Genomic DNA, 13,406 nt, shown 5'->3' on the forward strand with positions numbered 1-13,406 from the left:
ACTCAAGCCTCAGACGCAGCTCTGAGCCGCAACAGATCGGACGCGGCAAAATCCGCCACGGCCATGGGTCGGCTAAAAAAATAGCCCTGGTAATGCAAACAGCCATTGTTCAGCAGGCTGTCGCGTTGCGCCTGGGTTTCCACACCTTCGGCGATCACCTCCAGCTTGAGGCTCTGCGCCAGGGCGATAATCGCGCGCACGATGGCCAGACTGCTGGAATTGCCCGGCAACTCACGAATGAACGACTGATCGATCTTCAACTGATCCAGCGGCAACTGCTGCAGGTAGGCCATGGACGAATAACCCGTGCCGAAGTCATCGATGGAGAATCGAATGCCCATGTCTTTTAGCATCTGCATGCGCACTATGGCTTCGTCCATGTCCGTCAGCAGCAATGATTCGGTCAGCTCCAGCTTGAGGCGCTGGGGGTTGGCGCCGCTACGTTGCAGGGTCTGTTGCAGCGCCTCGACAAAGTTCGCCTGATAGAGCAGACGCGCGCTGAGATTCACCGACAGGCTCAAGCCGGCGCTGTGCGACTGCTGCGCCCACTGCGCGAGCAGCTCGCAGGCGGCGCCGAGCACTTGCATATCCAGGGTTTCGATCAGCCCGCAGCGTTCGGCGATGGTTATGAAGGCGCCAGGCCCGAGCAAACCGCGTTGCGGATGCTGCCAGCGCACCAGCGCCTCGGCACCGTTCAGGCGCCCCAGTTGATCCAGCTGCGGTTGCAGATACAGCAGGAACTCGCCGCTCTGCAGCCCCCGGCGCATATCCGCTTCCAGCTGCAGGCGGGCGCTGACCGCCTCCTGCATCTGCGGGTCGTAAAAACTCAGGGCGTTCTTGCCCGCGGCCTTGGCCGTGTACATCGACAGGTCGGCACGCTGCATCAGTTCATCCACCGAATGCTGCTCGTCATTGAACAGCACCACGCCAAGGCTGGCACTGCTGAACAGGCTGTGCCCGCCGGCCAGGTAGGGTTGGCGCAGGGCATCAAGCACCTTGGTGCCCAGGTGCTCGACCTGGGAGGCGGCTTCCTCGGCATGGCTCTCCAGCCCTTCGAGCATGAGGACGAACTCGTCACCACCCAGACGGGCCACGGTATCGCGCTCACGCAGGTTATGGCGCAAGCGCTCGGCAACCTGGCACAGCAGCTCGTCACCAATCTGATGACCATGCAGATCGTTGACATTCTTGAAGTTGTCGAGATCGAGGAACACCAGCGCGGCATGCTGGCCATTGCGCCGACTCAACGCCCGCGCCTGTTGCAGGCGGTCGCGCAGCAGACGGCGATTGGGCAGGCCGGTGAGGGCATCGTAGAACGCCAGGTGCTTGATCTTCTCCTCGGCGGACTTGCGCTCGCTGATATCGGTCAACGACGCCACGTAGTTGCTGACCCGCCCGCGCTCATCGCGCACCGCACTGATGGCCAGCCACTCGGGAAAGACTTCGCCACTCTTGCGCCGGTTCCAGATCTCCCCTTCCCAGATGCCCGTCTCGATCAGGGTCTCCCACATGGCCTGATAGAACTCCGGGCCCTGGCGCCCGGAGCTGAGCATCTGGGTGGTCTGGCCGATGGCGTCGGCAGCGCTGTAGCCGCTGATCTGGCTGAAGGCGCGATTGACCTTGAGGATCCGCGTACTGGCATCGGTGATCAGCATGCCCTGCTGGGATTCGAAGGCAATCGCGGCGATCCGCCGATCCAGCTCTAAATTGACCCGATCGGTAATATCACGGGCAATGACCACCACTGCCCGCTTGCCCTGCAGCAGCGTATCCAGGCGCCTGGCGCGCCCCTCGAACAGCCGGTGGCCGGAGGGCGTGCGCATGCCGTATTCCAGGGTTTGCGGGCTGTCGCTGGCCAGGGTGCGGGCAATGAAGGCCATGAAGCGCTCCACCTGACCCACCGACAGCACATCGGCCAGGCGTTTGCCGACCAGGCCCTCACCGCCGCCATAGAGCAGCTGCGGATCGGGAGCCATGACTTCCAGGTAGCGCCCCTCCTCGTCCAGCACCAGGGTCAGGTCCGGGCTGGCCTCGCTGATCGCCCGCAGGCGCGCCTCGCTCTCACGCAGGGCCTGGCGATCGCTGGCCTGCTGATAGATATCCTGCAACAGCAGCCCCAACAGCAGGGTGGCCGGCGTCAATACCAGAAAAATCGGCACGGCCACCTGCTGCAACGCCTGACTGAAATCCTGGGCGGGCAACAGGCTCAGGCTCAGCACCAGCAACAGATGCACCAGCGCACCGAACAACAGCAGCTGCCAGACGCCGATGCGCAGCCAGTTGCGCTGGCAGGCTGCCCGATAGGCCAGGCCCAGCAGCACCGGCATGACGATATTGAACAGGCCCGGAATGACCCCCACGCCACCCAGCCAGAGCCGATAGACGCCGGCCATCAGCCCGGCGACGACCGCCACCAGCGGGCCGCCGAACAGGCCGGCCATACTCAGTACCACGCTGCGCGGATCGAAGATCAGCCCCTCAAGGAGGGTGAGCGGAGCCAACATGCCGACCACGCAGATAGCCCCGAACAGGCCACCGGCAAGCAGCTGGCGCAACAGTTGCCGCTGGACATGCCGCATATTCAGGGCATGCAGCCAGCACAACGCGATCAGCAGAGCCGCGCTTTCGATAAATTTCAGAATCATGGAACAACTCTACGGGGTTACCAACACTGGCAGGTAGCGAGGCAGGGGCCAGCAAAAGCGCATGATAGCAATTTACCAGCGCCCAGCTCAGACCGTAGATCGGTCAACTGCTGCTAGCTGGATGACTCGCGCAGCTGCAGGGCATCCACCAGGCCGGCGGCGATGGCCATGCCGACCAGATCGGCGAGGGTCTCGGCCTGCATGCGCTTCATCACCCGCGAGCGGTAGAGGTCGACGGTCTTGACGCTGATCGCCAGCTGTTCGGCCACTTGCCGATTGGTGTAACCGCACACCAGCGGCAGCAACACATCGCGCTCACGCGGGGTGAGGCTGTCGAGGCGCGCCTGCACCGCCTGCAGGCGCTGATCCGGCGCCGGGATCGCCGACGGCCGACTCAGCGCCTGCTGCACGCTGTCGAGCAGCAACTGCTCGTTGTAGGGCTTCTCGATAAAGTCCACCGCGCCGGCGCGAAAGGCGCGCACCACGATCGGCACATCGGCATGGCCACTGACGAAGATAATCGGCATGTCGATGCCGCGCTCGCGCAGGGCTTCCTGCACATTCAAGCCGCCCATGCCGGGCATGCGCACATCCAGCAGCACACAGCCGCGGGTCTCGGCCGCGCAGGCCTCGAGAAACGCCCGGCCGCTGGTAAAGGGCAAGGCCTTGAGCCCCACCGATTCCAGCAGCCAGACGGTGGAATCGAGCATGCCCTGGTCATCATCGACCACATACACCTGTTGTTGCTGTTGCGCGCTCATGCCCCGCTCCTTCTGTTGTTATGCATTGACCCGGCCCCTCCCACACAAAGCCTCTCAGGCCTCGACGTCCTCACCACGCCCCAATGGCAGGCGACATTCCAGGCAGAGTCCGCCGGCCTCCCCTGGGCGGGCCTCCAGGGCGCCACCGAAGCCTTCGATAATGCTGCGGCTCATCGACAGCCCCAGGCCCAGACCTTCCGCCTTGCTGGTGTAGAACGGGGTGAAGATGTGCTCCAGCTGCGCCGCCGCCACGCCCGGGCCCTGGTCACTGACCCAGACGCACAGCTGGCCGCCCCGCTCGCCGGCGCTCAGTTCGATGCGCGAGGGCTGGCCCGGATGGGCTTCGCGGTTGGCGTCGATGGCGTTGCGCAGCAGGTTGAGCAGCACCTGCTCGAGCAGCACCCGGTCGGCATACACCGGCGGCAGATTATCCGCCAGTTGTTCGACGATATTCACCTGCCAGTTGCTCGCCTCCCACTGACACAGACGCATCGCCTCGCGGGCCACCTGGGCGATGTCCAGAGCCTGGGTGCGCCGCTGGCCCTTGCGCAGGAAGGCGCGCAGCCGTTTGATCACTTCGGCGGCGTGGTTGGCGTGTTCGGTGATGCGCTCCAGGCCCTGGGCGACCTTGTCTGCCGCCTGCGGGTTAGTGCCCAGGGCCTTGAGGTAGCGCTGGCTGGCGCTGGCGTAGTTGACCACCGCCGCCAGCGGCTGGTTGATCTCGTGGGCGATCCCCGAGGCCAGCTCGCCGAGGGTAACCAGCCGCGCGGTGTGCGCCAGTTCGTCCTGGTGGTGGCGCTGCTGGGCTTCGCGCAATTCGCGCTCGGTCATGTCCCGGGCCACCAGCGAATAGTAGTGCTCGCCGCCACTGCCGCGGTGGGCCAGCAGCACCAGTGAAACAAGCAAGGGCGCGCGCTGCCCCAGCGGCAGCAGGCGCACCTCGGCACTCCACACGCCACGGCTATCGGCGGCGACCCAACCCCGGGCCTGCAATTGCTGCAAATCGTCTTCGGCGAGCAGCGCGTCCAGCTCCGGCAGCGGCTGGTCCGGGGCGATATTCAGGGCATGCCGGGCCGACGGATTGAGGTAGGTCAGGCGTCCGGCCGGGTCGATGAACAGCACCAGGTCGGTGTTGGCCTCAACCACTTCGGCCAATCGCCGCTTGTTCTCCTCGGCCTGCACCCGCGCGGTGATGTCGCGCGACACGCTGACCACTTCCACCACCGCACCGGTGTAGGTTTCGCGGATCGCCCGGCTGGCGGTCTCGAACCACAGGTAGTGGCCGTCGCGATGGGCAATGCGGAAGGTCATGGTGTGATAGCCATCCTGCTCCAGCGCTTCACGGGTGCTACGCACCAGCTGGGCCTGATCCTGACGATGGAACAGCGCCTGCACCAGGGTGCCGCGCAACTCTTCGGGCCAGTAGCCGAGCAGGGTCCAGCTGGCCGGCGAGGCGTCGAGAAAACGCCCGTCGGGGGTGTGCCGGGAAATCAGGTCGGTGGTGTTTTCGGTGATCAGGCGATACAGCCGGCTGGCCTTGGCCGCCTCGCGTTCGGCGCGAACCTGGGCGGTGGCCAAGCGACAACGGGCCAGCACCCGTTGCTCGAGCGGATCGGGCACGAACAGCCAGATCAGAATCTGCCCGTCGACCTGCGCCTCGACCTCCTCGATCGCCCGATCCTGCTGCAGGCAGGCGCGCACCAGCTGCGCCGCGTTGACCGGCAGAAATTCGGCTACCGCCGGCAACGGCCGCTCGCCGAGCAGCTCGAGCATGGCCGCATTCAATTGCAGCGGCTGCGCCTGCGCATCCAGCAGCAGACTCGGCTGCGGATCGGCACCGAGCAAGGCAGTGCCGCGCACCTGCGCGGGCAGGCAGGCCAGCAGGGCCAGCAGCAGCTCGTGGATAAAGCCGAGCCAATCGAGGCTGACGCCCTCCTGCAGTTCGATCAGCAGCAAGCCGGGGCGCCCCTCGTCCAGCTCCAGGGCCAGCACCTGGCCATGACTGAGGGCGGCGCGGCGCACCCGTCCGGCCAGCCAGCAGGGCAACCCGCGCAACTCGGCCAGGTCCAGCCGCGGCTGCTGCGCCAGCGCCTCGAACAACAGCTGATCGCTGGCCTGCAAGGGATCGCCAAAACCCGGCGGCAGGTGCGGGGCGCTGCCTTCATGGCTGTAGATACCGGTGCCTGGCTGCCAGCCGAGAAAGAACGCCTGACGCACTTCGGGACAGGCGTGCAAGGTGCGGCGCAAGGCATCGGCGCGCACCGCCAGGGGTAGTGCCTCGCGCTGCAACGCCAGCCAGCTGTGCAACTGCACACGGATTTCACTCATCGAATCTGCTTCCTCGCAGCCCGCTGCCCGCAGGCGTGTGTTGACCAGCCGCGAGCATCGGGGCAACGCGCGCGGAATGCAAAGCGACCAAGGCCTATACCCGATCAAAGCATCTAGCAAACATACTATAGAACTATGGTTTAACTTCCATATTTTACTAGGTGAATATATAAATACCCTCCAGTTGCAACATCAAAGCGTCTGTTCGCCCGTCGAGCAGGCACTACAAGAGCAAACAATCTGCCATGGGTACCCGCATGTCGATCTACGAACAGGGCCTTGCGCCTGCTGCCGTCAACCACATCGCCCTCTCCCCGCTGAGCTTTCTCGAGCGCACCGCGAGCGTGTACCCGCACTACCCGGCGGTGATCCATGGTTCGATTCGCCGCGACTGGGCCGAGACCTACGCCCGCTGCCGGCGCCTGGCGTCGGCCCTGGCCGGCCGCGGCATCGGCCAGGGTGACACGGTGGCGCTGATGCTGCCCAATACCCCGGCGATGCTCGAAGCGCATTTCGGCGTGCCGATGATCGGCGCGGTGCTCAACCCGCTCAACGTGCGCCTGGACGCCGAGGCCATCGCCTTCATGCTGCAGCACGGCGAAGCCAAGGTGCTGATCACCGACCGCGAGTTCCATGAAGTGATCCACGCCGCCGTCGGCATGCTCGATCACCCGCCGCTGGTGATCGACGTCGACGACCCGGAATACGGCGAAGGCCAGGCGGTCAGCGACCTCGACTACGAGGCCCTGCTGGCCGAAGGCGATCCGCACTTCGCCTGGCAATGGCCGACGGACGAATGGCAGGCAATCAGCCTCAACTACACCTCCGGTACCACCGGCAACCCCAAGGGCGTGGTCTACCACCACCGCGGCGCCTACCTCAACTCCCTGGGCAACCAGATGACCTGGGCCATGGGCCACCACCCGGTGTACCTCTGGACCCTGCCGATGTTCCACTGCAACGGCTGGTGCTACCCCTGGACCATCACCGCCCTGGCCGGCGCGCATGTGTTCCTCCGCCGCGTCGACCCGCAGAAAATCCTGTACCTGATCCGTGAGCACAAGGTCAGCCACCTGTGCGGCGCGCCCATCGTGCTCAATGCCCTGGTCAACATGCCCGAGTCGGCCAAGGCGGCCATCGAGCACCCGGTCAATGCCATGGTGGCCGGCGCGGCGCCGCCGGCCAAGGTGATTGGCGCGGTCGAGGAGATGGGCATCAAGGTCACCCACGTCTACGGCCTGACCGAGGTCTACGGCCCGGTCACCGTGTGCGCCTGGCATGCCGAATGGGATGCGCTGCCGCTGGAAAAGCGGGCACAGATCAAGTCGCGCCAGGGCGTGCGCTACCCGACCCTGGAAGGGCTGATGGTCGGCGATCCGAAAACCCTGGAGCCGACCCCGCGCGATGGCGAGACCATCGGCGAGATCTTCATGCGCGGCAACACCGTGATGAAGGGCTACCTGAAGAACCCCAGCGCCACCGCCGAGGCCTTCGAGGGCGGCTGGTTCCACACCGGCGACCTGGCCGTGTGTCACCCCGATGGCTACGTGGAAATCAAGGATCGCCTGAAAGACATCATCATCTCCGGCGGCGAGAACATCTCCACCATCGAGGTGGAAGCCGTGCTCTACCGCCACCCGGCCGTGCTGGAAGCGGCCGTGGTCGCCCGCCCGAATGAGAAGTGGGGCGAGACGCCCTGCGCCTTCATCACCCTCAAGGTCGACCAGCAGGGCACCCGCGAGGCCGACATCATCGGCTTCTGCCGCGAACACCTGGCCGGTTTCAAGGTACCGCGAAGCGTGGTCTTCACCCAGTTGCCAAAGACCAGCACCGGCAAGATCCAGAAGTTCGTCCTGCGCGACATGGCCAAGGCGCTCTGATCCCGCATCCGGGCTACGAACCCAAGACACCGTTTGCACAACAACAATAACCGGCCCAGGTGGCCGACGGAGAACCCTCATGCAAGTCTTCAAGCGCCGCGACGGCGAAGAACAACCCTACTGGCCGCTCGGCCCATTCAAGGTGCGCCTGCCGTTTATCCACTACCGCTGGGAAACCGCCGAGATGCTCCAGGCGCTGATCATGTTCGTGGTCAGCCTGGCGATGATTCCGCTGCTGGAGAAATACCTCGGCCTGCCCTACGACGTGGCCCTGGCCTATGTGGTGGTGTGCGGCATCGGCTTCATGCTGCCGGCGCTGCTCGGGGTGCCCTTCGTGCCCGGCTGGATCACCCCGGGCATCCCGGTGGTGCTGCTGTTTCTGGGTAACTTCAAGCCCGGCCCGGAAGCGATCCAGGCGCTGTTCGCCCTGCAGTTTCTGGTGTTCGTGATCTTCCTGGTGCTCGGCGTCACCCGTCTGGGCAGCACCCTGGTCAAGATCATTCCCAACTCGATGAAAGGCGGCATCATCATCGGCGCCGGCATCGCCGCGCTGATGGGCGAAATCTCCAGCGGCGGGCGCCTGGCCAACACGCCGATCTCCCTGGTGCTGGGCAGCCTGATCTGCCTCTACCTGATGTTCTCGGTGTCGTTCAAGGGCCTCACCGAGCGCGTGCCCTTCGCCCGCAAGATCGTCAACTACGGCATGGTGCCGGGCATGTTGATCGCCATCTTCATCGGCATCGCCGTCGGCGAATACAAGATGCCCGACGTGCGCTTCGGCATCACCGCACCGGCCTTCGCCGAGATGTGGAACTACCTGCCGTTCAACGTCGGTTTCCCCGGCCTGGACGTGTTCCTCCTGGCCGTGCCCACCGCGGTGATCGCCTACATCATTGCCTTCGGCGACATCATCGTCGGCCAGTCGCTGATGCAGCGCGCCGATGAACTGCGCACCGATGAAGTGATCGAGAACAACATCGACCGCGTGCACCTGGTGACCGCCCTGCGCAACGCCCTGCACGCCTTCTTCGCCCCCTACCCGGGCCTGGCCGGACCATTGTGGACCGCCGTGGCGGCGACCATGGCCGAGCGCTACAAGTACGGGCGCAAGGCAATGGACTCGATCTACAGCGGCGCCGGCACCTTCTGGATCACCGGTTTCATCGCCCTGTTCGCCCTGCCGCTGGTGAGCTTCTTCCAGCCGGTACTGCCGATCGCCCTGTCCCTGACCCTGATTCTCACCGGCTATATTTGTCTGATGGTCGGCTTCGAACAGCTCAACAACAACACCGAACGCGGCGTCGCCGGCACCATGGGCGTGGTCCTGGCCGTCTACGGCGCGGGCTGGGGCCTGGCCGCCGGTGCCGCGCTGTACATCCTGGTCGAGCGCACCCACCTGCTCAGGTTCGCCTCGAGCAAGGACAAGACCAGCGGCGCCCCTGAGGTCGACTGACGCGCTATAACCCTATTCACCCGCCGCAGGCTCGCCTGCGGCACTCTGCTTTGAGGTGCCCCATGCCCGACTACAACGCGCCCCTGCGCGACCTGCGTTTCGTCCTCCACGAAGTCTTCGACGCCCCCACCCTGTGGGCACGTCTGCCGGCCCTGAGCGAGACCGTGGATGCCGCCACCGCCGACGCCATTCTCGAAGAGGCGGCCAAGGTTACCAGCAGCCTGATCGCCCCGCTCAACCGCAGCGGCGACGAAGAAGGCGCACAGTGGGTCGCCGGCGAGGTGCACACCCCGGCCGGCTTCAAGCAGGCGTACGCCACCTATATCGAAGGCGGCTGGGTCGGCCTGGCCGGTAACCCGGCCTACGGCGGCATGGGCATGCCCAAGATGCTCGCGGTGCAATTCGAGGAGATGCTCTACGCCGCCGGTTCCAGCTTCGCCCTCTATTCGGCGCTGAGTTCCGGCGCCTGTCTGGCGATAGACGCGCATGCCAGTGAAGCATTGAAGACCACCTATTTGCCGCCCATGTATGAAGGCCGCTGGGCCGGTTCCATGTGCCTGACCGAAGCCCATGCCGGCACCGACCTGGGCCTGATCCGCACCAGGGCCGAACCCCAGGCCGACGGCAGCTACAGCATCAGCGGCAGCAAGATCTTCATCACCGGCGGCGAGCAGGACCTGACCGAGAACATCATCCACCTGGTGCTGGCCAAGCTGCCGGGCGCGCCGGCCGGGCCCAAAGGCATCTCGCTGTTTCTGGTGCCGAAAGTCATGGTCAATGGCGACGGCAGCCTGGGCCCACGCAACGCGGTGAGCTGCGGCTCGATCGAACACAAGATGGGCATCAAGGCCTCCAGCACCTGCGTGATCAACTTCGACGGCGCCAACGGCTACCTGATCGGCGAAGCCAACAAGGGCCTGGCGGCTATGTTCACCATGATGAACTACGAGCGCCTGTCGATCGGCATCCAGGGCATCGGTTGCGCCGAAGCCTCCTACCAGGCCGCCGCCGCTTACGCCCGCGACCGCCTGCAGAGCCGCGCCGCCACCGGCAAGGTCGCGCCGGACAAGGCCGCCGACCCAATCATCGTGCATGCCGACGTACGCCGCATGCTGCTCAGCATGAAAGCCATGACCGAGGGCGGCCGCGCGTTTGCCTGCTACGTCGGCCAGCAACTGGACCTGGCGAAGTTCTCCGCCGATGCCGAGGAACGCCAGCAGGCCGACGCCCTGGTCGCCCTGCTCACCCCGCTGGCCAAGGCCTTCTTCACCGACATCGGCCTGGAAAGCTGCGTACACGGCCAGCAAGTATTCGGCGGCCACGGCTACATCCGCGAGTGGGGCCAGGAGCAACTGGTGCGCGACGTACGCATCGCGCAGATCTACGAAGGTACCAACGGCATCCAGGCCCTCGACCTGCTCGGACGCAAGGTGGTGGCCAACGGCGGTGCCGGGCTGCGCCAGTTCGCGGCCGAAGTCCGCCACTTCGCCCACCAGCACGAAACGCCCTACGGCAGCGAGCTGGTCACCGCCCTGGAACGCCTGGAAGCGGTCAGCGGCTGGCTGCTGGACCAGGCCAAGACGGATGCCAATGCAGTCGGCGCCGCCTCGGTGGAGTACCTGCACCTGTTCGGCTACGTCGCCTACGCCTACATGTGGGCGCGCATGGCGGCGGTGGCCGAGGCCAGGCGCGCCGAGGACCCCGCCTTCTACGGCGGCAAGTTGGCCACCGCGGCCTTCTACTTCGCCCGCCTGCTACCGCGCACCCTGAGCCTGGAAGCCAGCATTCGCGCCGGTAGCGCGCCGCTGTATGAGCTGGACGCCGAGCAGTTCTAAGCGGCGCAGCAATAGTTGAGCGTTTGCGCGGCGTCCCCAAGGCGTCGCGCTTTTTTATTCGAGCCGTAGGGTACGTGGGGCCGCCGAGGCCGTGCGCACCAGACAATACCGCCAGGCGCGCAACGCGCCGCCTGCGAGGAAATCTTATGCGTGAAGTCGTCATAGTCGCCGCCACCCGCACCGCCGTTGGCAGCTTCCAGGGTTCGCTGAGCCGCATCCCGGCGCCAGAGCTGGGCGCCGCGGTGATCCGCCGCCTGCTCGCCGACAGCGGCCTGCCCGCCGAGCAACTCGACGAGGTAATCCTCGGCCAGGTACTGACCGCGGGTGCCGGGCAGAATCCGGCGCGCCAGGCGGTGCTCATGGCCGGTCTGCCGCACAGGGTGCCGGCCATGACCCTGAACAAGGTCTGCGGCTCCGGCCTCAAGGCCGTGATCCTCGCCGCCCAGGCGATCCGCTGCGGCGATGCCGAGGCGATCATCGCCGGCGGCCAGGAAAACATGAGCCTGTCGCCCTACGTCATGGAGCAGGCGCGCAACGGCCTGCGCATGGGCCACGGGCGGTTGCTCGACAGCATGATCCACGACGGCCTGTGGGATGCGTCCAACGACTACCACATGGGCATCACCGCGGAAAATCTGGTCGCGCAATACGGCATCACTCGCGAAGAGCAGGATGCCTTCGCCGCCCGCTCGCAGCAGCGCGCTTGCGCTGCCATTGAGGCGGGGCGCTTCGCCGCGGAAATCACCCCGATCGAAATCCCCCAGCGCCATGCCGACAGCCTGCGGTTCCAGGTGGATGAACAGCCCCGCGCCGGCACCAGCCTCGACTCGCTGGGCAAACTGCGGCCGGCCTTCAAGGCTGACGGCAGCGTCACCGCCGGCAACTCCTCGACCCTCAACGATGGCGCGGCCGCCGTGCTGCTGATGAGCGCCGAGAAAGCCGCCGCCCTCGGCCTGCCGGTACTGGCGCGGATCAAGGCCCACGCCAGCGCCGGGGTCGACCCGTCGATCATGGGCATCGGCCCGGTGTTCGCCACGCGCAAGGCCCTGGAAAAAGCCGGCTGGAGCCTCGACCAGCTCGACCTGATCGAGGCCAACGAAGCCTTCGCCGCCCAGGCCATTGCCGTCGGCCGCGAACTCGACTGGGACAGCGCCAAGGTCAACGTCAACGGCGGCGCCATCGCCCTCGGCCATCCCCTGGGTGCCTCCGGTTGTCGTATCCTCGTCAGCCTGATTCACGAGATGGTTCGCCGCGACGCGCACAAGGGCCTGGCCACCCTGTGCATCGGCGGCGGTCAGGGCGTGGCCCTGGCCATCGAGCGCTGAGGCACTGGGTGCGTCGGATGTGCCCCACCCACCGAAGGTGGCATGGTGGATATGCAACGCGCCCACCATCCTAGGCCCTGACAGCCACCGCGCTCGCCGAATCGCCATGCGCACGACGGGCAACAGCAACGAACACGGGTGCGCAGGCCGCACCCCACGGAAACTTTATGCGCACCCTGACCACCCTCACCGGCAACAGCCAGAAACTCGACGGCGGCGCCATGTTCGGCAACGCACCCAAGGCCCTCTGGCAGCGCTGGATGACGCCCGATGAGCAGAACCGCATCGACCTCGGCTGCCGCGCCCTGCTGGTGCAGGAAGAGGAGCGCAATATCCTGGTGGAGACCGGTATCGGCGCCTTCTTCAGCCCCGAACTGAAAGACCGTTTCGGCGTCCAGGAAGAGCGCCACGTGCTGCTCGATAGCCTGGCCGAACTGGGCCTGAGTGATGCCGACATCGACATCGTGGTGCTCACCCACCTGCACTTCGACCACGCCGGCGGCCTGCTCGCCGCCTGGGCAAAAGATCAACCGGCGCGCCTGCTGTTCCCCAATGCACGCTACGTCACCGGCCAGCGCCAGTGGCAACGCGCCTGCCAGCCCCACGCCCGCGACCGCGCCTCGTATATCCCGGAACTCCTGGCCCTGCTGGAAAGCAGCGGCCGCCTGACATTGCTGGAGGAGACCGAACAGTGCCAACTGCTCGGCCCAAACTGGCGCCTGCACTGGAGCGACGGCCACACCCCGGGACTGCTGCTGCCCGAAGTGGCCATGCCCGGCGGCCCGGTGCTGTTCCCCAGCGACCTGATCCCCGGCGCACCCTGGGTGCACCTGCCGATCACCATGGGCTACGACCGCTTTCCCGAAGGCCTGATCGAGGAGAAAACGACACTCCTGGCCGACCTGTTCGAGCGCGGCGGCCGTCTGCTGTTCACCCATGATCCGCAGATCGCCATGGGCAAGGTGGTGCGTGATGAAAAGGGTCGTTACGGCCTTGCGGATGCCCAGGCCGCCGTGTGCAAGCTGGCCGAATAGCAGTCAGAGCTTGTGAAAAAATCGAGCGCCGTAGCGAGAGCGTCTCCAGGCGTTCACGTAACGCAACGCCGTAGCGGGGGTTTGGAGGCGTTCGCAGAGGCGGTCGCAGTAGGCGAGAGTTTTTTCACAAGCTCTCAGTGACTTG

General features: G+C 65.8%; 8 protein-coding genes. 5 read left to right on the plus strand and 3 right to left on the minus strand.

Annotation, left to right across the window (positions count from 1 at the left end; genetic code table 11):
• Positions 1-2: 2 nt before the first annotated feature.
• The 3 genes from R3355_RS02970 to R3355_RS02980 all read right to left on the minus strand — a co-directional run bounded on the left by R3355_RS02970 (position 3) and on the right by R3355_RS02980 (position 5,734).
• Positions 3-2,645: an EAL domain-containing protein gene (locus R3355_RS02970; protein WP_318959989.1), complete on the minus strand. Its 2,643-nt coding sequence runs from the start codon at positions 2,643-2,645 to the stop codon at positions 3-5.
• A gap of 113 nt (positions 2,646-2,758) precedes the next feature.
• Positions 2,759-3,406, minus strand: a complete 648-nt coding sequence (locus R3355_RS02975; protein ID WP_318959990.1) for a response regulator transcription factor — start codon at positions 3,404-3,406, stop codon at positions 2,759-2,761.
• 54 nt (positions 3,407-3,460) lie between these two features.
• Positions 3,461-5,734: a PAS domain S-box protein gene (locus tag R3355_RS02980; protein ID WP_318959991.1), complete on the minus strand. Its 2,274-nt coding sequence runs from the start codon at positions 5,732-5,734 to the stop codon at positions 3,461-3,463.
• Positions 5,735-5,991: 257 nt separating this feature from the next.
• On the opposite strand from R3355_RS02980, the gene R3355_RS02985 reads away from it, so the two are divergent.
• From R3355_RS02985 to R3355_RS03005, 5 genes are all read left to right on the plus strand, one after another.
• Positions 5,992-7,614, plus strand: a complete 1,623-nt coding sequence (locus tag R3355_RS02985) for an acyl-CoA synthetase (RefSeq protein WP_318959992.1) — start codon at positions 5,992-5,994, stop codon at positions 7,612-7,614.
• A gap of 79 nt (positions 7,615-7,693) precedes the next feature.
• On the plus strand, positions 7,694-9,067 hold the full coding sequence (locus R3355_RS02990) for a solute carrier family 23 protein (protein WP_318959993.1): 1,374 nt from the start codon (positions 7,694-7,696) through the stop codon (positions 9,065-9,067).
• A 62-nt stretch (positions 9,068-9,129) separates the two neighbouring features.
• On the plus strand, positions 9,130-10,902 hold the full coding sequence (locus tag R3355_RS02995; protein WP_318959994.1) for an acyl-CoA dehydrogenase C-terminal domain-containing protein: 1,773 nt from the start codon (positions 9,130-9,132) through the stop codon (positions 10,900-10,902).
• A 146-nt stretch (positions 10,903-11,048) separates the two neighbouring features.
• Positions 11,049-12,227: an acetyl-CoA C-acetyltransferase gene (locus R3355_RS03000; RefSeq protein WP_318959995.1), complete on the plus strand. Its 1,179-nt coding sequence runs from the start codon at positions 11,049-11,051 to the stop codon at positions 12,225-12,227.
• Positions 12,228-12,394: 167 nt separating this feature from the next.
• Positions 12,395-13,261, plus strand: coding sequence for an MBL fold metallo-hydrolase (locus R3355_RS03005; RefSeq protein ID WP_318959996.1), 867 nt, complete (start codon positions 12,395-12,397; stop codon positions 13,259-13,261).
• Positions 13,262-13,406: the final 145 nt, after the last annotated feature.

The sequence above is a fragment of the Pseudomonas sp. genome (assembly GCF_033723075.1).
In the GTDB taxonomy this organism is placed as follows: domain Bacteria; phylum Pseudomonadota; class Gammaproteobacteria; order Pseudomonadales; family Pseudomonadaceae; genus Aquipseudomonas.